Source organism: Mycobacterium sp. NPDC050551, assembly GCF_040674075.1.
GTDB lineage: Bacteria > Actinomycetota > Actinomycetes > Mycobacteriales > Mycobacteriaceae > Mycobacterium.
Map to the genome: position 1 here is coordinate 1,182,452 of NZ_JBFARC010000001.1, position 22,392 is coordinate 1,204,843.

General features: G+C 70.0%; 26 protein-coding genes and 1 tRNA gene. 10 read left to right on the forward strand and 17 right to left on the reverse strand.

What is annotated here, in order from left to right:
- The first annotated feature begins 35 nt into the window (after positions 1–35).
- A complete protein-coding gene (locus AB0K11_RS05655) occupies positions 36–527 on the forward strand; it encodes a hypothetical protein (RefSeq protein WP_364973150.1) in 492 nt (163 codons plus the stop codon).
- A 7-nt stretch (positions 528–534) separates the two neighbouring features.
- Here the strand turns inward: AB0K11_RS05655 and AB0K11_RS05660 are convergent, their stop codons facing one another.
- The 3 genes from AB0K11_RS05660 to AB0K11_RS05670 all read right to left on the reverse strand — a co-directional run bounded on the left by AB0K11_RS05660 (position 535) and on the right by AB0K11_RS05670 (position 1,556).
- Complete coding sequence (locus tag AB0K11_RS05660) at positions 535–1,038, reverse strand: SRPBCC family protein (RefSeq protein WP_364973153.1); 504 nt, start codon at positions 1,036–1,038, stop codon at positions 535–537.
- Positions 1,035–1,388: a metalloregulator ArsR/SmtB family transcription factor gene (locus tag AB0K11_RS05665; RefSeq protein WP_364973155.1), complete on the reverse strand. Its 354-nt coding sequence runs from the start codon at positions 1,386–1,388 to the stop codon at positions 1,035–1,037. The genes AB0K11_RS05660 and AB0K11_RS05665 overlap by 4 nt, the downstream gene beginning before the upstream one ends.
- An 85-nt stretch (positions 1,389–1,473) precedes the next feature.
- Positions 1,474–1,556: transfer RNA gene (locus AB0K11_RS05670), tRNA-Tyr, on the reverse strand.
- Positions 1,557–1,655: 99 nt separating this feature from the next.
- On the opposite strand from AB0K11_RS05670, the gene AB0K11_RS05675 reads away from it, so the two are divergent.
- Together AB0K11_RS05675 and AB0K11_RS05680 are read left to right on the forward strand one after the other, a co-directional pair.
- Positions 1,656–2,147, forward strand: coding sequence for a YajQ family cyclic di-GMP-binding protein (locus AB0K11_RS05675; RefSeq protein ID WP_264016049.1), 492 nt, complete (start codon positions 1,656–1,658; stop codon positions 2,145–2,147).
- A gap of 10 nt (positions 2,148–2,157) precedes the next feature.
- Positions 2,158–3,183, forward strand: a complete 1,026-nt coding sequence (locus AB0K11_RS05680) for a GntG family PLP-dependent aldolase (RefSeq protein WP_364973158.1) — start codon at positions 2,158–2,160, stop codon at positions 3,181–3,183.
- Here AB0K11_RS05680 and AB0K11_RS05685 read toward each other — a convergent pair.
- The 4 genes from AB0K11_RS05685 to AB0K11_RS05700 are packed head-to-tail and all read right to left on the reverse strand — an operon-like array spanning position 3,176 to position 7,837.
- Positions 3,176–4,222: a hypothetical protein gene (locus AB0K11_RS05685; protein WP_364973160.1), complete on the reverse strand. Its 1,047-nt coding sequence runs from the start codon at positions 4,220–4,222 to the stop codon at positions 3,176–3,178. The two genes, AB0K11_RS05680 and AB0K11_RS05685, sit on opposite strands and share 8 nt — an antisense overlap.
- Positions 4,223–4,230: 8 nt before the next feature.
- Entirely contained in the window at positions 4,231–5,727 is a 1,497-nt protein-coding gene (locus tag AB0K11_RS05690; RefSeq protein WP_364973163.1) for a glycoside hydrolase family 130 protein, read from the reverse strand.
- Entirely contained in the window at positions 5,724–6,740 is a 1,017-nt protein-coding gene (locus AB0K11_RS05695) for a glycosyltransferase (protein WP_364973166.1), read from the reverse strand. The genes AB0K11_RS05690 and AB0K11_RS05695 overlap by 4 nt, the downstream gene beginning before the upstream one ends.
- Complete coding sequence (locus AB0K11_RS05700; protein WP_364973757.1) at positions 6,737–7,837, reverse strand: glycosyltransferase; 1,101 nt, start codon at positions 7,835–7,837, stop codon at positions 6,737–6,739. Before AB0K11_RS05700 ends, AB0K11_RS05695 begins: the two co-directional genes overlap by 4 nt.
- A gap of 294 nt (positions 7,838–8,131) precedes the next feature.
- Here AB0K11_RS05700 and AB0K11_RS05705 point away from each other — a divergent pair, with 294 nt between their 5' ends.
- A complete protein-coding gene (locus AB0K11_RS05705; RefSeq protein WP_364973169.1) occupies positions 8,132–9,157 on the forward strand; it encodes an NAD(P)H-dependent glycerol-3-phosphate dehydrogenase in 1,026 nt (341 codons plus the stop codon).
- Between the two features lie 2 nt (positions 9,158–9,159).
- Here AB0K11_RS05705 and AB0K11_RS05710 read toward each other — a convergent pair whose 3' ends face one another.
- From AB0K11_RS05710 to grcC1, 3 genes are all read right to left on the reverse strand, one after another.
- A complete protein-coding gene (locus AB0K11_RS05710; RefSeq protein ID WP_364973760.1) occupies positions 9,160–9,681 on the reverse strand; it encodes a hypothetical protein in 522 nt (173 codons plus the stop codon).
- 57 nt (positions 9,682–9,738) lie between these two features.
- Complete coding sequence (gene htpX, locus AB0K11_RS05715) at positions 9,739–10,617, reverse strand: zinc metalloprotease HtpX (protein ID WP_364973172.1); 879 nt, start codon at positions 10,615–10,617, stop codon at positions 9,739–9,741.
- A gap of 80 nt (positions 10,618–10,697) precedes the next feature.
- Positions 10,698–11,705 (reverse strand): nonaprenyl/(2E,6E)-farnesyl/geranylgeranyl diphosphat synthase, encoded by a 1,008-nt coding sequence (gene grcC1, locus AB0K11_RS05720; RefSeq protein WP_364973175.1) that lies wholly within the window; start codon positions 11,703–11,705, stop codon positions 10,698–10,700.
- A gap of 21 nt (positions 11,706–11,726) precedes the next feature.
- Here grcC1 and menJ point away from each other — a divergent pair, with 21 nt between their 5' ends.
- On the forward strand, positions 11,727–12,947 hold the full coding sequence (gene menJ / locus AB0K11_RS05725; protein WP_364973178.1) for a menaquinone reductase: 1,221 nt from the start codon (positions 11,727–11,729) through the stop codon (positions 12,945–12,947).
- Positions 12,948–13,033: 86 nt separating this feature from the next.
- The gene (locus AB0K11_RS05730) at positions 13,034–13,192 is read left to right on the forward strand and encodes a hypothetical protein (RefSeq protein WP_364973180.1); all 159 of its coding nucleotides are present in this window, start codon (positions 13,034–13,036) and stop codon (positions 13,190–13,192) included.
- A 3-nt stretch (positions 13,193–13,195) separates the two neighbouring features.
- Here AB0K11_RS05730 and AB0K11_RS05735 read toward each other — a convergent pair whose 3' ends face one another.
- Positions 13,196–13,492: a hypothetical protein gene (locus tag AB0K11_RS05735; RefSeq protein ID WP_364973183.1), complete on the reverse strand. Its 297-nt coding sequence runs from the start codon at positions 13,490–13,492 to the stop codon at positions 13,196–13,198.
- A 115-nt stretch (positions 13,493–13,607) separates the two neighbouring features.
- Here AB0K11_RS05735 and AB0K11_RS05740 point away from each other — a divergent pair, with 115 nt between their 5' ends.
- Complete coding sequence (locus AB0K11_RS05740) at positions 13,608–13,835, forward strand: hypothetical protein (RefSeq protein WP_364973186.1); 228 nt, start codon at positions 13,608–13,610, stop codon at positions 13,833–13,835.
- A gap of 9 nt (positions 13,836–13,844) precedes the next feature.
- Here AB0K11_RS05740 and AB0K11_RS05745 read toward each other — a convergent pair whose 3' ends face one another.
- Positions 13,845–14,537 carry a demethylmenaquinone methyltransferase gene (locus AB0K11_RS05745; RefSeq protein ID WP_364973189.1) on the reverse strand — a complete coding sequence of 231 codons (693 nt, stop codon included), beginning with the start codon at positions 14,535–14,537 and terminating at the stop codon, positions 13,845–13,847.
- 70 nt (positions 14,538–14,607) lie between these two features.
- Here AB0K11_RS05745 and AB0K11_RS05750 point away from each other — a divergent pair, with 70 nt between their 5' ends.
- Positions 14,608–15,432, forward strand: coding sequence for an SDR family oxidoreductase (locus AB0K11_RS05750; protein ID WP_364973191.1), 825 nt, complete (start codon positions 14,608–14,610; stop codon positions 15,430–15,432).
- 11 nt (positions 15,433–15,443) lie between these two features.
- On the opposite strand, the gene AB0K11_RS05755 is transcribed toward AB0K11_RS05750, so the two are convergent.
- Complete coding sequence (locus tag AB0K11_RS05755; protein ID WP_364973194.1) at positions 15,444–16,571, reverse strand: glycosyltransferase family 1 protein; 1,128 nt, start codon at positions 16,569–16,571, stop codon at positions 15,444–15,446.
- Between the two features lie 104 nt (positions 16,572–16,675).
- On the opposite strand from AB0K11_RS05755, the gene AB0K11_RS05760 reads away from it, so the two are divergent.
- Positions 16,676–17,350, forward strand: coding sequence for a thioredoxin domain-containing protein (locus AB0K11_RS05760; RefSeq protein WP_364973197.1), 675 nt, complete (start codon positions 16,676–16,678; stop codon positions 17,348–17,350).
- A gap of 3 nt (positions 17,351–17,353) precedes the next feature.
- On the opposite strand, the gene AB0K11_RS05765 is transcribed toward AB0K11_RS05760, so the two are convergent.
- Both AB0K11_RS05765 and AB0K11_RS05770 read right to left on the reverse strand, forming a co-directional pair.
- Entirely contained in the window at positions 17,354–18,523 is a 1,170-nt protein-coding gene (locus AB0K11_RS05765) for a zinc-dependent alcohol dehydrogenase (RefSeq protein ID WP_364973200.1), read from the reverse strand.
- A 13-nt stretch (positions 18,524–18,536) separates the two neighbouring features.
- The gene (locus AB0K11_RS05770; protein WP_364973203.1) at positions 18,537–19,037 is read right to left on the reverse strand and encodes an SRPBCC family protein; all 501 of its coding nucleotides are present in this window, start codon (positions 19,035–19,037) and stop codon (positions 18,537–18,539) included.
- A gap of 86 nt (positions 19,038–19,123) precedes the next feature.
- Here AB0K11_RS05770 and AB0K11_RS05775 point away from each other — a divergent pair, with 86 nt between their 5' ends.
- The gene (locus AB0K11_RS05775; RefSeq protein WP_364973206.1) at positions 19,124–20,197 is read left to right on the forward strand and encodes a DUF2330 domain-containing protein; all 1,074 of its coding nucleotides are present in this window, start codon (positions 19,124–19,126) and stop codon (positions 20,195–20,197) included.
- On the opposite strand, the gene AB0K11_RS05780 is transcribed toward AB0K11_RS05775, so the two are convergent.
- Both AB0K11_RS05780 and menD read right to left on the reverse strand, forming a co-directional pair.
- The gene (locus AB0K11_RS05780) at positions 20,179–20,742 is read right to left on the reverse strand and encodes a DUF3592 domain-containing protein (RefSeq protein ID WP_364973762.1); all 564 of its coding nucleotides are present in this window, start codon (positions 20,740–20,742) and stop codon (positions 20,179–20,181) included. The two genes, AB0K11_RS05775 and AB0K11_RS05780, sit on opposite strands and share 19 nt — an antisense overlap.
- A gap of 2 nt (positions 20,743–20,744) precedes the next feature.
- Positions 20,745–22,391 carry a 2-succinyl-5-enolpyruvyl-6-hydroxy-3-cyclohexene-1-carboxylic-acid synthase gene (gene menD / locus AB0K11_RS05785; RefSeq protein ID WP_364973208.1) on the reverse strand — a complete coding sequence of 549 codons (1,647 nt, stop codon included), beginning with the start codon at positions 22,389–22,391 and terminating at the stop codon, positions 20,745–20,747.
- Between the last annotated feature and the right edge of the window lies 1 nt (position 22,392).

Sequence of the window (22,392 nt, forward strand, 5' to 3'; positions counted from 1 at the left end):
CCGTGCCAGGAGAACGACTTCAAGGGAGAAGCATTATGACCATCACTCGCGGGCTGCCTGCAGCCCTCATCATCGCCGCCGGCGTGGCTGTCGGATCGGCGGGCACCGGCTGGGCCGGCGGGCCCACACAGGTTGTCCCGGTTCCGCCGAACCCGACTGCGGCGGGCGGTGAGCCGTTCCAGGGCGTCTACGACCTGCGGTACACCCGGGCCTCCGGGCAGGTCCTCACCGGAACCTGGACGGCCACTGCATGCGGGCCCGGATGCGCCGACGTCGCGGCGGCCGTCGAGATCCTCGTGCCGTACAGCGGCAACGCCCGGCTGACCGGCAACCAGTGGTCGATGACGATCAACAGGCCGGACGCCGTCATCTGCCCCGACGAACGCCGGCTGCCCGGCACCACGACCTACACCTGGGACAACACCACACTGACCGGAGGCACGAACACCACCGCACCGGTGAACTGCGAAGGCGTACCGCAGGGACCCAACAAGCCGGGAACGTTCACCCTGACGAAGCGCGGATAGCGCCACGTCATTGGACTGGCTCGAGCGCCTCGAAGTACGGTTTCATCGACGGGTAATAGGCATCGAAGTCCGGCAGTGGCGACTGCTCCCTGGCTGCCACCAGGTTGTCGAGGTAGTACTCCCAGCCGGGTCCGACGTCCCCGATCCCGCGACGGTTCTCCAGGCGCTGGATCAGCCGCAGTTCGGTTGTTCCGCCCGACTCCTCGAGGAACAACGCGAGGTGCCACGAGCCCGATTCGTCGATCATCGTGAGGGCGAGATGGCGCGGCGGGTCACATGCCTCGATCCGCATGTCACACCACGGCGCGCCTTCTTCGAAGCCCAACTGGACTTCGATGGTCGAACCCGGCGCGCCTTCGCCCTTCCAGGTACCGAACCATCGGGCGCTCCGATCGGGTTCGGTCACGCTCGCCCACACGTCGTCGGCGGATGCGCGAAACGTCCGGGTGAAGGTGAGGTCGTACCCCGCGGGCGTGGTGAAGAGCCGGGCTGTCGGTGAGGGCGGTTTCATGCGGTGGCCTCCTGTGTCGTCGGGTCTCCGCGCCGCTCGCGGCGGGTGCGGTGGACCTCCGTGTCGAGCGCGTCGAGGTGCGCTTCCCACCCGAGCGGAGCCACGAGGCCGGCCAGCCACGTCATCAGGGGCGTCAGGGAGTCCGGGTTGAGGGCGTAAATGCGCTGTCTGCCAACCACTTCAGCCTTTACGAGGCCGCTCTCCCGCAGTACTCGCAGGTGACGACTCACCGCCGGGCGGCTGATCGGGAACAGCGCGCTCAGCTCGCCGGCCGGCATCGGCCGGTCACGCAGGCGTACGAGGATGTCGCGGCGAACGGGGTCCGCGACGGCCGCTGCGATCTCGTCCACGACCGGAAGTGTAACAGGGTGGTTACGCATCCGGAGTCGGGCCCGAAACGCAACAAGCCCCCTCGAAGAGGGGGCTTGCACAGCGTGGCAGGTGCAGGATTCGAACCTGCGTAGGCGTAAGCCGACGGATTTACAGTCCGCTCCCATTGGCCGCTCGGGCAACCTGCCGGGATGGTCGCACCCTGGAATTTGGTGCGAGTAGCAGGGTACAACGAGGATGGGCCAAGAACGAAAACGGGCCGAACACTTCAGGGAGGGAGCGAGTCCATGGCGGATTCCAGCTTCGACATCGTCAGCAAGGTCGACCGCCAGGAGGCCGACAATGCGCTCAACCAGGCCGCCAAGGAGCTGTCCACCCGCTTCGACTTCCGCGGCACCGACACCACGATCGCTTGGAAGGGCGAGGAGGCCGTCGAGATCGTCAGCTCCACCGAGGAGCGCGTGAAGGCCGCCGTCGACGTCTTCAAAGAGAAGCTCATCCGCCGCGACATCTCGATGAAGGCCTTCGACGCGGGTGAACCGCAGGCCAGCGGCAAGACCTACAAGGTGTCCGGCTCGATCAAAGAGGGCATCACCAGCGAGCAGGCCAAGAAGATCACCAAGCTCATCCGCGACGAGGGCCCCAAGGGCGTCAAGGCGCAGATCCAGGGCGACGAGATCCGGGTGAGCTCGAAGAAGCGCGACGACCTGCAGGCCGTTCAGGCGCTGCTCAAGGGCGCCGACCTCGACGTCGCGCTGCAGTTCGTCAACTACCGCTGACGCCCGGGGCGTGCCCATCGACCTGCGCTCCGACACCGTCACCCGGCCCACCGCGGCGATGCGGGCCGCGATGGCCGACGCCGAGGTCGGCGACGACCAGTACGGCGAGGACCCGACCACCAACCGGCTGCAGGCCAGGCTCGCCGAGCTGCTCGGCAAAGAGGCGGCGCTGTGGCTGCCGACCGGCACGATGGCCAACCAGGTCGCGCTGCGGGTGCTCACGCGCCCCGGCGACGAGGTGATCGCCGCCGCCGAGTCGCACGCCGCGTGGCACGAGGCCGGCGGCGCCGCGCTCAACGCGGGCGTGCAGATCGTCGAGATCGGCAGCCGCGGCACCTTCAACTCCGACGAGATGCTGGCCGCGATCAAGCCCTCCGGGCTTCCGGTCTTCCCGGTCACCACGCTGCTGCAGATCGAGAACACCCACAACCGCGCCGGGGGCGTCGTGTTCCCGCAGCCCGACATGGTCGACCTGTGCACGCTGGCCCGCGAGCGAGGCCTCGCCACGTTCCTCGATGGCGCCCGGCTGTGGAACGCCGCCGTCGCCACCGGCAGCACGCCCGGTGAACTGGCGGCGCCCTTCGACCTGGTGTCCGTCGCGTTCTCCAAGGGCCTCGGCGCACCCGGCGGGTCACTGCTCGCGGGAAGCGCCGACCTCATCGCCCAGGCCGACCGCCACCGCCGCCGGATGGGCGGGGCGATGCGGCAGAACGGCATCTTCGCCGCCGCAGCGCTGCACGGCCTCGACCACCATCTCGACCGGCTCATTGAGGACCACGCGAACGCCCGCATCCTCGCCGAGACCCTGGCCGGCGTCATCCCGATCGACCTCGCAACCGTGCAGACCAACATCGTCGTGTTCCATCTGCCGGTCGAGACGGCTCTGGACGCCGCCGCACTCGTCAGCCGGGCCCGCGACCACGGTGTGCTGCTCAACGCGTTCGGGCCGAGGACGGTCCGCGCCGTCACCCACCTGGACGTCGATGCCGAGCAGTGCCGAAGCGCCGCGCAGACGCTCGTCGAACTGCTCAGCTGACCGGTGCGACGGCGCTCACGTCGGTGTGCACCGGTGTCTTCTCGCCCTTGTCGTCGAGGATGAGCAGGCCGACGGGCTCCCGGGCCTCGAACGCCGACGGCTCCAGCCTCGCGGTGATGCCCGGCCCCACGTCGATGATCTGCAGCGCGGCGCCCTGGAGCGTCGGGTACAGGCTCAGCCCGCGCACCTCCGACACCGTCGGTGCCTTCCGGATCCATGGGTCGGCGCACTTCCACTCGTCGAAGCTGAGTTCCGGCGTGATGCCCGTCCACCACAGGTACAGCACCCGGTCGCCCATCGCGGGGTCGCGTGAACCCACAGTGACGGTGCGCGGCGCCGCACCATCCAGCGACACGATGGTCAGCGACGCCGACCCGCAGTCGGCGCCCGACTCGCGGAACACCGCGTAGGCGAGGCTTTCGCCGTCTGGGCTGATCACCGCCCGCTCGACCGGGGTGTTCGCGTTCGTGTTCCCCAGTGGCTTCGGCGGCTCGTCGGCCCGGACCGAATACAGGATGTGCGGACCGTTGGACGGCAGCGGCTGCGCCTCGGCCCGCGCCACCACCGCGGTGTCCCCGCGCGACGCGACCAGCAGCGGCGGGCCGGACGGGACGGGCGTCTTCGGGAGGTCGAGTGTGCGGCGCAGTGTCGGGGCCGGGTCCGCCACAGCGAGGTCGAGTTGCATCAGCCGGTCCGGCTCCTCGACCCACACGACGGTGCTGCCGCCGCCGGTGCCCAGCCACGGACCGACCGGCACCTCGATGGTCCGCGGATACCTGCTCTCGGTGTCGAGCACGGCCAGGCGGCCCTCGCTTCGGGCGAACACGAACCGGCCGTCCTCGGTGAGGATCGGCTCGCCGGTGGCGGCGAACTCGCCGGGTTCGGTCGCGACTAGCGTGCCCCCCTGCGCCAGCCCGATCTCGTTGGCCGCCCGGAACGCCAGGATCGGCCCCGTGGCCTCCTGCTCCGCCTCCGGTGCCTGGCACCCCGCCAGCAGCGCCGTCGACGCCAAGCCCACGAGCAGAGTTCGCATCGTCACGCCGTCGATTATCCGGGTGGCGGCGCCGACTCTCGCAGGGCGTCGAGGAGCGCGGCAAGCGACACAGCGGCGAATCCGATGGCCGAATCGCCGATCCCGTACGGGATGACCAAGGTCTCGCCGTGCAGGAGCGCGCCACACGAGTAGACGACGTTCGGCACGTAGCCGTCCTGCTCGTCAGCGCCCGGGCTCAGCAACGGTCGGCGGAGTCGGCCGACGATCCGGGTCGGATCGTCCAGATCGAGCAGCAGCGCGCCGATACGGTACGTGCGCATCGGACCGACGCCATGGGTGAGCACCAGCCACCCCTCGGACGTCTCGATCGGCGGGCCGCAATTGCCGAGTTGCAGCACTTCCCACGGCTCTTCGGGCTGCTGGCACGGGGACGCATCGGTCCACACGCACCGATGGTGGGAGAAGCCGACGGAGTTGGTCTCCCGGTCCGAGCGCGACATCGCCGCGTAGCGGCCCGCGATCCGGCGGGGAAACAATCCAAGGCCCTTGTTGGCCGCGGCGGCACCGACCATCGGCGTAGAGGTGAAGGTGCGGAAATCCGTTGTCGCGAGCAACTGTTGGCTGATCAACGAGCCGCTGTAGGCCGTGTAGGAGGCGTAGTAGGTGACGGCGCCATCGTCGTCGACGAAGCGCAGGAACCGCGCGTCCTCCATACCGGCCGCCTCGGCGCCCATCGCCGGGACGAGCACCCGCTCGCTGAGAGGCACCTCGTCGGGGAACCGGATGCCGTAGGTGCGTTCGCCGACGGCCCGGATGGCCGTGATCGTCTTGTGTGCGCGCCCGCGGGTGCTCCGGTGCGTGTTCAGCCGATCCAGACGCTCGCTCAGATCGGTACGGGTGAAGCTGTCACCGAGCGGATCGAGGACGTAGTCGGCGGCCTCACCGGCCGCGTCGAGCCGGGTCAACTCGCTGCGGAACACGGCGGCCTCGAGCAGGGTGGCGTCAGTCAAGCCGACGGAGGCAAAGGCGGGCGGGGCGTCGAGAAGAACCCCACCCTCGGCGTCGACGGTCCCGGTGCGGAACCCGATCGTGGAGCGGTGCCCCTCACCGATGCCGCGGACACTCATCACGAACCGCAGGCTGCCCGCGGGCACATCGGTCTGGTCGGGGTGCGCGACCATGCTGGGGTTGCACAGCGCCGCCCCTTCGATGGCGTACTCACTGGTGAACGCCGCGCCGACGAGCAGCGTCCGCTCCGGGGTGAGTTCCACGTCGCGATCGAGGCGGTCAGCGAGTTCCCGGGCGTGCCTGCGGAACGTCCCGAGCACGTCGCGGTGCCGTCCCTGGAAGCGGGCCAGCACATCGTCGAGGGTCGACCGGACGGTGTCCTCGTCCAGCGCGAGGATGCGGCGCAGCACCACTCCCGCTCGGGATTCCTGGTGTTCGAACCCCTCCTGGCCCGGCACGAACAACTGGGTGATCACCCGTGACCTGTCCGGCGTGACTCGCACCGGACTCCGAGTGGCGAGCGGACTCGCCACCGAGGTCATCGGGGCACGGTAGCGAGCCGGCGAGCGTGTTGGAACGTCGAGAGCACCGCCAGCGTCGACTCGGCGCCTCTGTTGAGGTTCACCCCGTCGGCGTGCAGGCCGTCATACCCGCCACCGGTCTCGGGGTCCCACATCACCTGCGCCGAGTCGTTGTCGCCCTCGAACCAGGCCGCCGCCCGGCGCACGCCGTCGGGCCATGCCTGGTCGGGATCGACGGCAGCGGCGCGTGCGCACGCGTCGGCGAGTGTGGCCACCTCGATGGGTTGCTGATCGAAGCCGGGCCGCGCATCGCTGCTGTCCCGGCCGCCCACCGGCGTGGGTGAGAAATGACCGTCCACCGTTTCGTAGTCGACCAACCAGGCCAGCAGATCGAGTCCGCGCCGGCGAAGTTCGGAGTCGTCGAGAGCGTCGCCGGTCGCGATCATCGCCTCGGCGAGAACGGCATTGGCGTAGGCGAGGCGCGCCTCCGGCCACGGCCAGGACGGGTCGCCGGTCGGTGCGGGTAGAGAGTCGCGGTAGTCGGTGAGCAGTCTGCGTGCCCCCGCGTGATCGGATTGGGCGCTGAGCAGTTCGGCCGCCCCCAGGGCCGCGAACGCCATCGCCCGAGGTGATGTCGACCGTGCCTGAACGGCACGCTCGAACTGCATGAGGGCGGTCTGCTTCGCCCATGCGACCGGACTGTGTGCCGCCGCCGTTCCCGTGGCCCACACGCAGCGGCCCCACGGGTCGTCGAGGCCCGGCTCGTCGGTCCAGTTGCCGCTGCTGTCCATCCGGTTGCGGCAGGGCCCAGTCAGGGTCTGCGCGTCGCCGAGGAAGCGCAGCGCGAGCCCGGCCAGACCATTCAGAGTGCGGTCCACCTCGGGTTGCCGGACGACCACGACGATGACCCGCGCCATGTCATCGGTGCAGTAGCCGTGTTCGGGCCGGGGCGCGTCGAGGCAGGCGTGCTCGAAGGTGCCGCGACTGTCCGTCATCCGTCGCAGATGGTCGAAGAGCGGGACGGGTGTGTTCATGCAGCTGCCATCCGTTCGTGGAGTACGCGTTGAGCCAGAACGAGATACGCATCCGCGACGATGGACCACGACATCGTCGGTGCCAGCCTGCGCGCCTCGGCGGCCATGGCTCCCGCAAGCCTCGGTTCGGTCAGCACCCGCCGCAGGGCGGACGTCATCGCGTCCGGGTCACCATGGTCGACGATGATTCCCGCCCCGGTGCCCAGGAGTTCGACGGCGTGCGGGAATGCGGTGGCCACGACCGGACGACCGTGTGCAATGGCGTCGACCAGGACCCCGGAGGTCACCTGATCGGTGGAGTCGTAGGGCAGCACCACCGCCGCGGACGACTGCACCAGAGAGGTCAGCGATGCCGCGCCCCTGTAGTCGTCGTCGAACATCACCGAACCCGCCAGACCGTGGCGCCTGGCCTGCTCACGGCGAGCGTCGCGATACGCCTCACCGTCGTTGGCCAGCACCTTGGGGTGGGTTCCGCCGGCAACCAGATATCGCGGTTGGCCTGTGAGGCCGTGCAGCGACCGCATGGCCTCGATCACCCGCTCGATGCCCTTGCCGGGCCCGATCAGGCCCCAGGTCAGCAACGTGGGTCTTCCGGAACGCTTGGTCGGCACCTGCGTGGGGATCCGCGCGCCGTGCGGGATCGTGGTGACCTTACGACTGTCCACGTCGAAGCCCTGGCACAGCCGGACCTTGGCGGCATCCGACATCACGACTATCCGATCGGACAGCGTCGCGAGCCGCTCCAGGATCCAACGTTGATGCGGCGTAGGCCTTTTGAGCACCGTGTGCACCACCACGATCGACGGGATCCGCAGTTCGCCGACGATGTCGACGACTTCGTCGCCGTCGGCGCCGCCGTAGAGACCGTACTCGTGCTGGATGACAGCCACGTCGCTCTGGTTCAGCAGTCCGGCTCCGGCGCGCACCGAAGACGCCGAGCCGTTGACGACCTCGCCGATGACACAGGAAGCCGGGGTGGGCGAGTCGCCGGCGACCCGCACGACGTTGATGTCGGAGCCGTGTGACGTCAAGCCGTCGGCAAGGGCCGCGCTGAAGGTGGCCAAGCCACATCTGGTCGGCGGGTAGGTACTGAGAATTCCGACGCTGGGGCGCGGGAACGGCTGCGCTGCACAGTCGAAAGACGACGGTCGGAGAAAGGACGAAACGGTCAAGGTGATCCCGGCTTTGCGGTTGCCACCGGGTTGTCCGGCGTGAGCGATTGCTCGGGCGATCGGCGGTGAGACGGCCGACCCTTCCCGGACTGGCTGGTTGCCCAACTCGTTCGACCGTACACCCAAAGCCGCCGCTGCGGTGCAGGCGGCGGTTCCGCCGGCGGTGCTTTCGGCACCGAATCGCCCTCCCATCCGGTTGCCCGGCCCTACCCTGATCGGATGGCACCCGCTAAGCGCGAACCCAATGTCGTCGTCCTCGGCGGAGGCTCCTGGGGCACCACCGTCGCGTCCATCTGCGCCAGGCGCGGACCGACGCTGCAGTGGGTGCGGTCGGAGTCGACGGCCAAGGACATCAACGAGAATCACCGCAACACCAAGTACCTCGGCGACGAAGTCGCCCTGACCGAGACGCTGCGCGCCACCACCGATTTCGCCGAGGCCGCCAATCAGGCCGACGTCGTCGTGATGGGTGTGCCGTCGCACGGATTCCGCGGCGTGCTGGAGGAACTGGCAGGCGAGCTACGGCCGTGGGTTCCGGTGGTGTCGCTGGTCAAGGGCCTCGAGCAGGGCACCAACATGCGGATGAGCCAGATCGTCGGCGAGGTCCTGCCCGGCCACCCGGCCGGAATCCTGGCCGGGCCGAACATCGCCCGTGAGGTCGCCGACGGTTACGCGGCCGCCGCGGTGCTCGCCATGCCCGACCAGCACCTGGCGGCACGTCTCGCGGAATTGTTCCGTACCAAGCGTTTTCGCACGTACACCACCGACGACGTGGTGGGAGTGGAGATGGCGGGGGCGCTGAAGAACGTCTACGCGATCGCCGTGGGCATGGGCTACTCGCTGGGCATCGGCGAGAACACCCGCGCGATGGTGATCGCCCGCGCGGTGCGCGAGATGTCGAAGATGGGCGAGGCCCTCGGCGGGCACCGCGACACCTTCGCGGGGCTGGCAGGCATGGGCGACCTCATCGTCACCTGCACCAGCCAGCGCAGCCGCAACCGCCACGTCGGCGAGCAACTCGGCTCAGGCAAGTCGATCGACGAGATCATCGCGTCGATGAACCAGGTCGCTGAGGGCGTGAAGGCCTCGAAGGTGATCATGGAGTTCGCCGACGAGTACGGCCTCAACATGCCGATCGCCCGCGAGGTGGACGGCGTGATCAACCACGGCTCGTCCGTCGAGCAGGCTTATCGCGGACTGGCCGCCGAGAAGCCCGGCCACGAGGTGCACGGCCAGGGGTTCTGACCTCAGTTGAAGTAGGGGCTGGTGCCCTCGGGTCGGTCGATCAGCGGGTTGCTGCTGACGACCCAGCTGGCCGTGGGGCTGATGACGAAGCCGTTCTGGGTCCGGGTGTCGACGCACGACGTGATGGTGCCGTCGGTGCCGCAGCTGACCGTCTGGAAGCTGAGCCGGCTGTTCGGTGGCAGCGGCTTGGGCGCTTCCGTCCCCGCGTACAGCGGCGCCGAGGTGCTGGAGAATCCCGGCGCCCCGGGGCCGCCGCTGACCAGGTTGGCGCCGCCGGGCGCACCCGGCAGTGCGCCGCTGCAGCCGTAGCCACCGTTGCGCTGCAGCACACAGGTGATGCCCTGAGGGGTGGCGAAGGCGTACCAGGAGCCGTCCGTCACGGCGTAGTCCGGCAGCTTGGCCGGTGCCCAGGCGTTGACGTTGGGCAGCGGCGGTGGCGGCGGCGGCGCAGGTGGTTGGGCTGCCGCGACCCCCGGCATTCCGACGAAGACCGCCCCCACGGCACTGGCCGCGCCGATCAGCATTCTGGTCAGCACGCGCTCACCCTAACGCGGTTGCGCCGACGGCGGGCACCGATGGCCTCAGTACCGGCCGGGGCCGCGGCCTGCCATGTCCTCGAGCCGGCGGATCCGCTCCTCGATCGGCGGGTGCGTCGAGAACAGCTTGCCCATCTTCTCGCCGGCCCGGAACGGGCTGGCGATCATCAGGTGCGCCTGGTCGGCCAGTTGCGGCTGGGGCGGCAGCGGGGCCGCCTCCACCCCGCCGGCGATCTTGCGCAGCGCCGACGCCAGCGCCAGCGGGTCGCCGGTCAGCTCGGCGCCGGACTGGTCGGCCTGGTACTCCCGCGACCGGGACACCGCGAGCCGAACCACCGTCGCCGCGATCGGCCCCAGCAGCGAAACCAGCAGCAGAGCAAAGGGATTGGCTCCACCCTCGCGGTTACCGCCGAACATCGACGCGAACATCGCGATGTTGGCCAGCGCGGTGATCACCGACGCCATCGCCCCCGCCACACACGAGATCAGGATGTCGCGGTTGTAGACGTGCGACAGCTCGTGGCCGAGCACCGCGCGCAACTCCCGCTCGTTGAGGATCTGCAGGATCCCGGTGGTGCAGCACACCGCGGCGTTGCGCGGGTTGCGCCCCGTCGCGAACGCGTTCGGGTTGGCGGTGTCGGAGATGTAGAGCCGCGGCATCGGCTGCCGGGCCGCGGTCGCGAGCTCGCGCACGATGCGATACATCGCCGGCGCCTGCATCTCGTTGACCGGCTGGGCGTGCATCGCCCGCAGCGCGAGCTTGTCGCTGTTGAAGTAGACGTAGATGTTCATGCCGACGGCGAACAGCACCGCCAGGAACATGATCGACCGGCCGAACAGCGCGCCGACGAACACGATCAGCGCGGACATGCACACCAGCAACAGGAACGTCTTGAATCTGTTGGCGTGCGGGTTCCAGCTCATCGCGGGGCTTCCTCCTGTCGTGAATCTGAAGAGGTCTTCGCCGGTTGAACGCTCCGGACCGCCGTCCGGGTTCCGTGAACTCAGCCGTGCCGGTTCACGGTGTAGTCGACCAGCGACGCCATCGCATACCGACCGGGCCCGTCGGGCAGCTGATCGAGCTCCTCGCGGGCCTGCGCGGCGTAGCGCGCCACGGTCTCCTTCGCCGCCGTCATCCCTGGTGAGCGCCGCAAAAGCCGCAGCGCCTCAGCCAGATCGTGGTCGTTGTCGATCGGGGCGGCGAGCAGTTCCCGCAGCCGGTCGGCGTCGGCGCCGGTTTCCCGCAGGGCGTAGAGCACCGGCAGGGTGTGGACGCCTTCACGCAGGTCGGTGCCTGGCACCTTGCCCGACTCGTCGGGGTCGCTGTCGATGTCGATGATGTCGTCGGAGATCTGGAACGCCGTGCCCACGATGCCGCCGAGGCGGCTCAGCCGCTCGACCTGCTCCTCGTCAGCGCCGGAGAACGTCGCACCGAAACGGCCGGACGCGGCGATCAGGCAGGCCGTCTTCTCGTAGACCACCTTGAGGTAGTGCTCGATCTCGTCGACGCCCTCGGCGGCGCCGCGCGTCTCGCGCATCTGACCCGTGACCAGCTGGGCGAAGGTGTCCGCGATCACCCGGACGGCGTCCGGACCGAGCCGCGAGACCAGCCGCGACGCCGTCGCGAACAGGTAGTCGCCCGCCAGGATCGCGATGTTGTTGCCCCACCGGGCGTTGGCCGACGGGGCACCGCGGCGCATCTGCGCCTCGTCCATCACGTCGTCGTGGTACAGCGTCGCCAGGTGCACCAGCTCGATGACGGCGCCCGCCACCGAGACCTGCCAGCCGTCGGGTTCGGGCCCCAGCTGCGCGGAGAGCACCGTGAACAGCGGGCGGAACCGCTTGCCGCCCGCCTGGAAGAGATGCTGCACGGCCTCGGCCATCAACTCGTCGGCTCTGCCCAGCTCAGAGGACATCAGCTCCTCGATGCGGGCCACGCCGTCGCGGACGTCGGACGCGAACGCCGCGTCGCCGAAATCCACGCCTGCCACCACGGTCGCCGGTGTCCTCACCTCTCCAACATACTGGGGACGATGAGAACCAGGGCAGACGTGGTTGTGGTGGGCGCCGGACCCGCGGGGTCCGCGGCCGCGGCGTGGGCCGCCCGCGACGGCCGCGACGTGCTGGTGATCGATTCCGCGCAGTTCCCCCGCGACAAGGCCTGCGGTGACGGCCTCACCCCGCGGGCGGTCGCCGAGCTGGAGCGGCTGGGGCTCGGGCCGTGGCTGGACGGCCGGATCCGGCACCGCGGGCTGCGGATGGCCGGCTTCGGCGCCGACGTCGAGGTGCCCTGGCCGGGGCCGTCGTTCCCGCCCACCGGCAGCGCCGTGGCGCGCACCGAGCTCGACGACCGCATCAGGTCGGTCGCCGCCGACGACGGCGCGAAGATGCTGCTCGGCGTCAAAGCCGTTGCGGTGCGCCATGACTCGTCGGGTGCCGTCGAGGCGGTGGTGCTCGACAACGGCGACGAGGTCGGCGTGGGCACCCTGATCGTCGCCGACGGCGCCCGCTCCACCCTCGGCCGCGTGCTGGGCCGGGAATGGCATCAGGAGACGGTCTACGGCGTCGCCGTGCGGGGGTATCTCGCAAGCCCGCGCAGCCACGAACCGTGGATCACCTCGCACCTGGAACTGCGGTCACCGGAGGGCAAGGTGCTGCCGGGCTACGGGTGGATCTTCCCGCTCGGCAACGGCGAGGTGAACATCGGCGTCGGCGCGCTGGCCACCGCAAAGCGCCCCTCGGACGCGGCGTTGCGGCCGCTGATGTCGTACTACACCTCGCTGCGCCGCGAGGAGTGGGGCTTCGACGGCGAACCGCGCGCGCCGCTGTCGGCGCTGCTGCCGATGGGCGGGGCCGTCTCGGGAGTCGCGGGACGCAACTGGATGCTGATCGGCGACGCCGCCGCCTGCGTCAATCCGCTCAACGGCGAGGGCATCGACTACGGCCTGGAGACCGGCCGGCTGGCCGCCGAGCTGCTCGGCGCGGCGGACCTGTCGACGGTGTGGCCCGCGGTGCTGCAGGAGCACTACGCGCGCGGGTTCTCGGTGGCGCGGCGGCTGGCGCTGCTGCTGACGCTGCCTCGCTTCCTGCCGCTGACCGGCCCGGTGGCGATGCGGTCGACGACGCTGATGCGGATCGCGGTGCGGGTGATGGGCAATCTGGTGACCGACGAGGACGAGGACCGGATCGCGCGGGTGTGGCGGGTCGGCGGGCTGGCCTCGCGAAAGCTGGACGCGCGCAAGCCGTTCAGCTGAATATCCGCCGAAAATGTTTGCGAAGGCTACCTTTTCGTCGCCCAGCCGTCGTCTGCCATTCAGCTCGGCCGGTTACGGTCGACCGCATGGCCGTTGTCGACCACGAGCTGCCGAAGCCTCCGTCATCGATCGATGATGCGCCGCCGAGGAGGACCCGTACGCCCGAGGAACGGCGCGTCGAGGTCTGCCCCGTCTGCCACACGGCGCTGCCCGCCGTGACCGCCCGCTGCTTCTTCTGCGAGTGACGGTCACTCCGACGGGCTGAGCTCCTCGTCGACAGCGCGCGGATTCTTCCTTCGTCGCGCGCTGGCCTGCTCGATGAGTTCGGCGGTCGACAACTTCGGCTTCTGCTCGGTCAGGCTCTGCTTGGTCAACCCCAGGGCGATCAACACCTCGACGAACACGATGATCAGGCCGGTCCAGTAGGCCCACTTCATCGTCGGATCGGGCCGTGTGGTGAAGAAGAGAATCAAGAAAATCGGTCCGACGATGCCGAACACGAACACCACGAGCTGGATCTTGACGTACCGCCAGAACGTCTGCATTCGCCGATCTCCTCGTCGCCCGAGTGGACGCGTGAATGCTATCCCGCCGGGCCCGCAACGGGACTACTCTGGAGTCCACGCGGGTTGTTCACTGTGACAGCGAGGAGATCCGCGAATGATCGCATCGCACAGGCCGGCCCGGCTGCTCTGGGTGGCCGCAGCATCAGCCGTGATGGCGCTCGGCCTCAGCGCCCCGGTCACCGCGAAACCGATGGGTCCGTGCGGGGACGTCACCTACGTCGGCAAGTGCGAACCGATCAGCGAGCGCGACACCACCCCGCCGCGCCAGGGTCATCCCGACGCGCCGATCCTGCCGCAGGGCAGCGGCGGCCCGCTCGGCTGAGAAGCCCGGCTAAGTACCGGGTTTGACGGCGGCGTGCAGGGCGACGATGCCGCCGCTGAGGTTGCGCCACCGCACCTGCGACCACCCGTTGTCCTCGATCCGCCGGGCCAGATCCGGCTGCTCCGGCCAGGCCCGGATCGACTCGGCCAGATAGACGTAGGCGTCCGGGTTCGACGACACCGCCCGCGCCATCCTCGGCAGAGCCTGCATCAGGTACTCCTTGTACAGCGTCGAGAACGGCCCGAACGTCGGAGTGGAGAACTCGCACACCACCAGTCGCCCACCGGGCCGCGTCACCCGAGCCATCTCGCGGAGCCCCGCCGCGTGGTCGACGACGTTGCGCAGCCCGAAGCTGATGGTGACCGCGTCGAACACGCCGTCGTCGAACGGCAGCCGGGTGGCGTCACCGGCCACCTTGGGGACGTCGCGGCGAGCGCCCGCGGCCAGCATGCCCACCGAGAAGTCCGCCGCCACACACCAGGCGCCGGACGCCGCCAGCTCGACGGTCGAGACGGCCGTGCCCGCGGCGAGGTCGAGCACCTTGTCGCCGGCGCCGATCTGCAGCGCCGCGCGGGTGGCCCGTCGCCAGAAGCGGTCCTGTCCCAGCGAGAGCACGGTGTTGGTCAGGTCGTAGCGGCGGGCGACGCCGTCGAACATCGACGCCACCTCGTGCGGATTCTTCTCCAACGACGCCCGGCTCACGATGCCGACGCTACCTGTGAATCCACGGCCGCCGGGAATGGTGACGCCGCGGCGGTGCTTATACGGCGACATGAGTGCAAAAGTCTGGTTCATCACCGGCACGTCGCGCGGGTTCGGGCGCGAGTGGACGATCGCCGCCCTCGACCGCGGCGACCGGGTGGCCGCCACCGCCCGCGACACCTCGACGCTCGACGACCTGGTCGAGAAGTACGGCGACGCCCTGCTGCCGATCCGCCTCGACGTCACCGACCGCGACGCCGGCTTCGCCGCGGTCAAGCAGGCCCACGACCACTTCGGGCGGCTCGACATCGTGGTCAACAACGCGGGCTACGGCCAGTTCGGCTTCGTCGAGGAGCTCTCCGAGCAGGAAGCGCGCGACCAGATCGAAACGAACGTCTTCGGCGCACTGTGGATCACCCAGGCGGCGCTCCCCTATCTGCGGGCCCAGCGCAGCGGCCACATCCTCCAGGTGTCGTCGATCGGCGGCATCACGGCGTTCCAGAACGTCGGCATCTACCACGCGTCGAAGTGGGCGCTGGAGGGGTTCTCCCAGGCGCTGGCGCAGGAGGTCGAGTCGTTCGGCATTCACGTGACCCTCATCGAACCGGGCGGCTTCGACACCGATTGGGCCGGTTCGTCGGCCAAGCGCGCGACCCCGCTGCCCGCCTACGAGCAGGCGCACGCCCAAGCCGACGCCGCCCGCAGCAAGCGCACGGCGAAGTCCGGCGACCCGAAGGCGTCGGCCGCCGCGGTGCTCAAGATCGTCGACGCGGAGAAGCCGCCGCTGCGGGTGTTCTTCGGTGAGCTCCCGCTGCAGCTGGCCCGCGCCGACTACGAGAGCCGCCTCGCGACGTGGGAGGAGTGGCAGCCCGTATCCGTCGAGGCAGGCGGCTGAGGCTCGCGGTACTAGGCGGCTTTGAGGCGGCGCAGGCCCTGCACCGCTTCGTAGTGCCCGATCAGCTCGTCGCAGATGGCGGGCCAGGTGCGGCCCAGCACGCTGCGGCGAGCGGCCACCGAGTAGCGATGCCGTTCGTCGATCAGGTGGTCCACCGAGTCGGCGAGCTTGTTCTCGAACTCGGCGACGGGCAGCAGCAGGCCGGTGCGGTAGGGCGCGACCAGGTCGCGCGGACCGCCCGCATCGGGCGCGATGACCGGCACACCCGAGGCCATCGCCTCCTGCACCGCCTGGCAGAACGTCTCGTGCTCGCCGGGATGGACGAACACGTCCATGCTCGCGTAGGCGGTGGCCAGTTCCACGCCGTGCAGCGCCCCGGTGAACACCGCCGACGGCAACACGGCCTGCAGTTTCGCGCGGTCGACGCCGTCGCCGACGACCACCAGTTGCAGATCGTCGCGGCCGGCCAGCACGGCCAGGCGTTCGACGTGCTTCTCCGGCGCCAGCCGGCCCACGAAGCCGACGATCGGCCTGCCATCCGGGGACCACTGCTGCCGCAGGCCGTTGTCGCGGGCCGACGGCGCGAAACCGGTGATGTCGACGCCGCGGGCCCAGCGGTGCACCCGCGGGATCCGATGTGCGGCCAGGTTCTCCATCGCCGAGGTCGACGGCGCCAGCGTGCGGTCGGCCTTGCTGTGCAGCCTGCGGGTCCACGCCCACGACGCGCGCGACAGCACGCCGACGCCGTAGCTCTCGGCGAAGCCGGCCACGTCGGTCTGGAACACCGCGACGGTCGGGACCCCGAGATAGCGGGCCGCATGCACGCCGCCCCACCCGAGCAGCGCCGGCGACGCCAGGTGCACCACGTCGGGATCGAAGCCGCGCAGCACCTGGACGATCCGGGGCCGCGGCATCCCCAGCGGCAGCGAGTTGATCTTCGGGAACATCCGCGACGGCACCCGGTGCACCCGGACGCCGTCGTGCACCCGGTCGGCGGGTGGTTCGCCGCGGGGGGTGTCGGGGGCGATGATCAGCACCTCGTGACCGGTGCGGCGGAGGTGCTCGACCACCCGGAGCACGGAGTTGGTGACACCGTTGACGTTGGGCAGGAAGGACTCGGCGACGATGGCAACTCGCACGCCGTGATCGTCTCAGCGTGCGCTTTCCCAGAGGTTGCGTGCAGGCATACGCGACACGAAAACCCGGGATCGCATGGCGGCGAGCGCGCGGTACCGTCGCCTCCATGACCGCGAGCAGGAAATCAGTGGCGCTCTGGCTGATGGTGCTGCTGCTCTTCACGGCCGCGTGCAGTCGCGGCATCGACGGCGCCGCCCAGCGTGATCCGGTCGAGCCGGGCACCGCCGTCACCGAGGACGGCTACGGCATCGTGATCGGCTTCCCCGAGGCGCCCGCGCGTATCGAGGTGTTCACCGAGCCGCAGTGCCCACACTGTGCGGACCTGCAGACCGACTTCGGCGCCGACTTCGAGCGCTACATCGACCTGGGACAGCTCGCGGTGACCTACCGCCCGCTGACGTTCTTCGACCAGGACGGCAACGACCACTCCGCCCGGGTGAGCAACGCGATGTTCCTGGCCGCAGGCCCGGGCACGTCGGCGCCCGACTTCCAGAACTTCGTCGAACAACTGTGGGCACAACAGGATTCACCGAAGGCGCCATCGAATGCCGACCTGGCGAAGCTCGCGACCGACAGTGGTGTCGGCGACGCGAAGGCCGAGGAGATCTCCGCGGGCACGAAGGGCGTGGACACCGCGGAGATGACGGCGCTGAACACCGAATTCCTCTGGGAGGTCAACCCGCTCGACGCGGGCACACCGACCGTATACGACCTCGTCAACGACGAGAAGCTCGACATCTACGACGACAACTGGCTGGCGAAGCTGCTGTCCTCGGTGTGAGGGTCACGGCCGCAGCGCGACCCGGATGCAGTTGTCCTGCTTGTTCTTGAACATGTCGTAGGCCCGCACGCCCTCCTCGAGCGGCAGGTCGTGGGTGATCAGCTTGGCGGGGTCGAGGTCGCCCTGCTCGACGTAGTCGAACAGCCGCTTCATGTAGCGCTGCCCGTGCTGCTGAGCCGATTTCAGCGTCAGGCCCTTGTTGGTCACCACACCCATCGGGAACTTGTCGGTGAGGCCGTAGACGCCGAGCACCGATACGACGCCACCTTTGCGGCAGGCCAGGATCGCCTGCCGCAGCGCGCTCGCCCGGTCGGTCTCCAACCGCAGCAGCTGCTTGGCGCGGTCGTAGACCTGCTGCACACCGGTGCTGTGACCCTCCATGCCGACGGCATCGATGCACGAGTCGGGCCCACGCCCACCGGTCATCTCGCGCAGCATCTCCTGCACGCTGTCGACCGCGGTGTAGTCGATGGTCTCCAGCCCGAAGCCGTCGCGCGCCAGCGCCAGTCGCTCGGGAATGCGGTCGATCACGATCGCCCGGTCGGCGCCCAGCAGCAGCGCGCTGCGGGCCGCCATCAGCCCGACGCCGCCCGCACCCCACACCGCGACGGTGTCGCCGCCGGAGATGTCGCAGAAGTCGGCGCCCATGAATCCGGTCGGGACCGCGTCGGAGAGGAACAGCGCCTGCTCGTCGGTGATGTCACCCGGTATCGGGAAACAGTTGGTGTCGCCGAACGGCACCCGGATGAACTGGGCGTGCGATCCGGCATAACCGCCGAATTCGTGGGTGTAGCCGTAGATCCCGCCGGACGGATAGCCCAGCAGCGGCTGCTGCAGTTCGGCGTTCGGATTGGTGGTGTCGCAGCAGGAGTACAGCTCGTGCTCGCAGTACCAGCACCGGTCGCAGGCGATGAACGACGGCACCACCACCCGGTCGCCGACCTTGATCTGGCTGACCTCGCGACCGGTCTCGACGACCTCGCCCATGAACTCGTGGCCGAACACGTCGCCTTCGCGCATGCCGGGCAGGTAGCCGTCGACGAAGTGCAGGTCCGACCCGCAGGTGGTGGACAGCTTCACCGCGAGGATCACGTCGTGGGGGTTGAGCAGTTCGGGGTCGTCGACGGTCTCGACCGACAGGTCGTTGACACCGTTCCAACACAGCGCGCGCATGAATGGCCTTTCGTCAGCGCGCGGAGTCGCGCGCGCTCGGATTGGATCGGATGGTCGGCACCTCGCCGGTCTGCAGGAGCGCCCGCACCCGGTAGAGCACCTTGAACGCGAGCGCACCCGTCAGCAGGCCGGGCGCGGGGCTCTTCGCGTGCACCGTCACCTCGGTGCCGAGGTCACGCGGGGCTTCGCGGTAGGTGACGACGATCTCGTTGCGGTCGTCGTCGATGCCGGCGAAGCGGACGCCGGAGATGTCCTCCTGCAGTCGCGACTCCCACGTCGTCTTCACCGGACCGGCCTGCAGCCGCCACCGGTAGCGGTCGGGGCCGGTGACCTCAACCTCGCCGACGTCGCCGAGCACCACCGAGAGCTCGTCGGGGTTGCGCCAGAACTGCCGGACGCGCTCGAGCGGAACGCTGATCGTCACCGACTGGGTGGCCGTGCGTTGCGGCAGCTGGTCGGCCAGCTTCCCGGCCACCTCGGCCGCCTGCTTCTTCGCGGTGTCCAGAGCACTCATCGCCCGTTCCCTTCCGATGCCGTCGACGGGTCGCGATACCCGCGAAGGGAGCAGCCAAACGGCATGCGGGCAATACGATGACGCGCATGATGCGGTCAGCCGCCGTGGTGCTCGCGACCTGCATGCTCGCACTGTCAGCCGGCGTGGTCGCGCCGGCGCAGGCGTGCGGCTGCGGCGCCTACATCCCCGCGCAGGAGGGTCCTGCCGTCACCGAAGAGCGGGCGCTGGTCGCCTGGGACGGCGCCGGCGAGGACGTGTTGATGTCCTTCGACGTGCGGGGCAGTTCGGCGTCCGCGGCCTGGGTGATGCCGGTGCCGTCGGCGGCGCGGGTCACCCTCGGCGAGCCGGAGGTGTTCGACGAGATCGACCGGCTCACCGCGCCGCGCATCGAGTACCGCGACTCGTGGTGGCCCACCTTCGACTGGATGAAGGGCTTCGCGAGCGAAGCGCCCGACACCGCCCGTGCGCCGGCCCCGACCGGTGTCAACGTGCTCGCCCGGCAGCGCATCGGTCCGTTCGACGTGACGCGGCTGACCGCGGGTGATCCGGCCGAGCTCGCCGATTGGCTTGCGGGCCGGGGCTTTCCGCACCCACCGGGGCTGGATCGCAACCTCGCGCCCTACGTACAGAACGGCTGGGAGATCGTGGCGGTCCAGCTGGTCCCCGGCGCCGCGGGCGAGTCGCTGACCGGTGGCCTGCAGCCGCTGCGCCTGTCGTTCCGCTCCGACGAGGTGGTCTACCCGATGCGGCTGTCGCAGTCGGCGACGACGCCGCAGACCGTCGACCTGACCGTGCTGGCCGATCACCGGATGGACCCGTCGCAGATCCCGGTGGCAGGCAATGATCCGTCGCTCACCTTCGCCGGGCGGATCGAGGCGATGCCGCCTGCGCTCGCCGAATACGCCGGCGAGGCGGCGTTCCTGACGCGATGGAAGAACACCATCGACGACCCGTCCGCGATCGACGGCGACTACGTATTCGTCCAGGCGTCGGCCGACACCCCGTTCCAGGAGGTGATCTACCGGTACCGCGACCGCGGCGACATCACCGGGCTCGTGCTGGTCGCGCTGGTGGCCGTCAACGGGATCACCGTGGTCGTCGCGCTGATCGCCGGCGCTATCGTCCGCTCGCGGCGCCGCGGTCAGCCGACGAGGGGCTGATCCGCGACGTCGGGGCGGGCCTCGTCGGCCGGCTCGACGTGCAGCCGCTTCTGCAGGTACGCCAGCCCCATCAGCGCCGCCCCGGCGACCAGCCAGCCGACGACCGCGATCGAACCGGCGGGGATGATCGCCAGCGACGCGTTGCGGTCCTGTACCCGAACAAGGTCCGGGTTGTTCACGTCGTACTCGACGTAGATCCGCATGCCCGCCTCCAGCTCCGACGGGTACAGCACACCGAGTTCGGGCCGGTAGGTCACCCGGTCCGGTGTGACGAACTCGATCGTCGACCGGCGCGGGCCTGCGCTGAGGACGTTCGCCTCGGCGACACCCATGTTCCGCTCGATCTGCCGGTCGTTGCGCCATGCGCCGAGCACCATCAGCGAAGACTGCAGGGTGACCAGGCAGGCGGCGATCACCACGCCGATGCGGACCCGGCGGATCACCCGCTCGGCGCGGGTCTCGGTGCCGTCGCCGTAGAGATGTGGAATCGCGATGCGCCACAACACCTTCAGCCGATCGACGAGCCGGTGCAACGCCGCGGGCAGCGTCACAGGGCGGCCCTGATCGACGCGTGCAGCGCCCGCAACGACGACCGGTCGGCCTTCACCTCCAGCACCCGCATGCCGTCGTGCGGTTCGTCGAGCACGTCAGCCAGGTCGTCGACCTCGATCTGGCGGCTGTCCACGTGATAGGCCCGGCAGAGCGCGCCGACGTCCACGTCGTGCGGGGTGCCGAAGACGCGTGCCGACACGTCGGAGAACCGCGGGTCGCCCTGCTCGAGAAGTTCGAAGATGCCGCCGCCGTTGTCGTTGGACACCACGATGGTCAGGTCCCGCGGCGTGGGCTCGGTCGGACCGATCAGCAGGCCGGAACTGTCGTGCACGAACGTCAGGTCACCGAGCAGCGCGATGGTCCGCGGCACCTCGTCGCCGCTGCCGGTCTGCTCGTGCGCCAGTGCGGCGCCGATGGCGGTCGACACCGTGCCGTCGATGCCTGCCACCCCGCGGTTGGACCGCACCGTCACTCCGCGCGGGGTCAGCCCGACCAGGGCGGCGTCGCGCACCGGGTTCGACGCGCCGAGCACCAGCTGGTCGCCCGCCCGCAGCGCGTCGGTCACCGCGGCGGCCACGTGCAGGCCTGTGGTCAGGGGGTGGGCCGCAAGCTGTTCGCGGACCGCGTCGACCGCATGCCGGTGCGCGTCGGCGCACCGCCGCAGCCAGGCCGGGTCCGGTGCGCCGGATAGGACCGCCCTGGTGCCGGTGGCCTGGGAGTTGCCCGAGACGTCGGGCCAGCGCGGCCCGGTGGTCAGCGCGTACACCGGCACCGACGGGTCGGCCAGCAGCGCCGACACCGGCCGGTGCAGCGTCGGCCGCCCGAGCATGATGACCTGCTTGGGCCGCAGCAGCCGAAGGGCGAGCGGGTGCAGCGGGTTGGCCGCGGGCGGCGCGGTGGGTTCGGCGACGGTCGGCAGGCCCGCGAGGTTCTCCTGCACGCCTGCGCCGTGGCCGGCGATGACCACGGTGTCGGGGGTGAGGTCGATGTCGACCGGCTGATCGAACGACACCCGCGGCGTGTGTGTCCACGGCTTGCCGTCCGGGCGCCCCTGCGGCACCGGTCCGCCGTCGTGGGCATCGGGCACCAGCGGCTCGCGCAGCGGGATGTCGAACTGCACCGGACCGGCGTTGGCGCTGCGTGCGCCGGTGGCCGCCACCAACACGCGGCACGTCGCCGACCGCCACTGGGCGTTGAGCGAGCTCATCCGTTCCGGATTGTCCTCGGCGAGGCCGAGGCTGATCATCTCCCGCACCTGGGTGCCGAAGTAGCCCAGCTGCTCGAAGGTCTGGTTGGCGCCGGTGCCCAGCAGCTCGTAGGGCCGGTTGGCGCTCAGCACGATCAGTGGCACCCGGGCGTAGTTGGCCTCGACGACGGCGGGGCCGAGGTTGGCGACCGCGGTGCCCGACGTCATCGCCACGCACACCGGCGCGCGCTCGGCGACGGCGAGGCCGATCGCCAGGAAGCCGGCCGTGCGCTCGTCGATCCGCACGTGCAGGCGCAGCCGTCCCGCGCGGTCGGCGTCGTGCAGCGCGAAGGCCAGCGGCGCGTTGCGCGACCCCGGGCACAGCACGACGTCACGGACGCCGCCGCGAATCAGTTCGTCGACGACGACACGGGCCTGCGTCGTCGAGGGGTTCATC

Bases quoted from the DNA above. Each gene is read 5' to 3' on its own strand.
- AB0K11_RS05695 (WP_364973166.1), bottom strand. From the start codon at position 6,740: ATGAACACACCCGTCCCGCTCTTCGACCATCTGCGACGGATGACGGAC.
- AB0K11_RS05705 (WP_364973169.1), top strand. From the start codon at position 8,132: ATGGCACCCGCTAAGCGCGAACCCAATGTCGTCGTCCTCGGCGGAGGC.
- menJ (WP_364973178.1), top strand. From the start codon at position 11,727: ATGAGAACCAGGGCAGACGTGGTTGTGGTGGGCGCCGGACCCGCGGGG.
- menD (WP_364973208.1), bottom strand. From the start codon at position 22,391: ATGAACCCCTCGACGACGCAGGCCCGTGTCGTCGTCGACGAACTGATT.
- htpX (WP_364973172.1), bottom strand. From the start codon at position 10,617: ATGAGCTGGAACCCGCACGCCAACAGATTCAAGACGTTCCTGTTGCTG.
- AB0K11_RS05765 (WP_364973200.1), bottom strand. From the start codon at position 18,523: ATGCGCGCGCTGTGTTGGAACGGTGTCAACGACCTGTCGGTCGAGACC.
- AB0K11_RS05655 (WP_364973150.1), top strand. From the start codon at position 36: ATGACCATCACTCGCGGGCTGCCTGCAGCCCTCATCATCGCCGCCGGC.
- AB0K11_RS05710 (WP_364973760.1), bottom strand. From the start codon at position 9,681: ATGCTGATCGGCGCGGCCAGTGCCGTGGGGGCGGTCTTCGTCGGAATG.
- AB0K11_RS05770 (WP_364973203.1), bottom strand. From the start codon at position 19,037: ATGAGTGCTCTGGACACCGCGAAGAAGCAGGCGGCCGAGGTGGCCGGG.
- AB0K11_RS05760 (WP_364973197.1), top strand. From the start codon at position 16,676: ATGACCGCGAGCAGGAAATCAGTGGCGCTCTGGCTGATGGTGCTGCTG.
- AB0K11_RS05750 (WP_364973191.1), top strand. From the start codon at position 14,608: ATGAGTGCAAAAGTCTGGTTCATCACCGGCACGTCGCGCGGGTTCGGG.
- AB0K11_RS05675 (WP_264016049.1), top strand. From the start codon at position 1,656: ATGGCGGATTCCAGCTTCGACATCGTCAGCAAGGTCGACCGCCAGGAG.
- AB0K11_RS05690 (WP_364973163.1), bottom strand. From the start codon at position 5,727: ATGACCTCGGTGGCGAGTCCGCTCGCCACTCGGAGTCCGGTGCGAGTC.
- AB0K11_RS05735 (WP_364973183.1), bottom strand. From the start codon at position 13,492: ATGCAGACGTTCTGGCGGTACGTCAAGATCCAGCTCGTGGTGTTCGTG.
- AB0K11_RS05775 (WP_364973206.1), top strand. From the start codon at position 19,124: ATGATGCGGTCAGCCGCCGTGGTGCTCGCGACCTGCATGCTCGCACTG.
- AB0K11_RS05660 (WP_364973153.1), bottom strand. From the start codon at position 1,038: ATGAAACCGCCCTCACCGACAGCCCGGCTCTTCACCACGCCCGCGGGG.
- AB0K11_RS05730 (WP_364973180.1), top strand. From the start codon at position 13,034: ATGGCCGTTGTCGACCACGAGCTGCCGAAGCCTCCGTCATCGATCGAT.
- AB0K11_RS05740 (WP_364973186.1), top strand. From the start codon at position 13,608: ATGATCGCATCGCACAGGCCGGCCCGGCTGCTCTGGGTGGCCGCAGCA.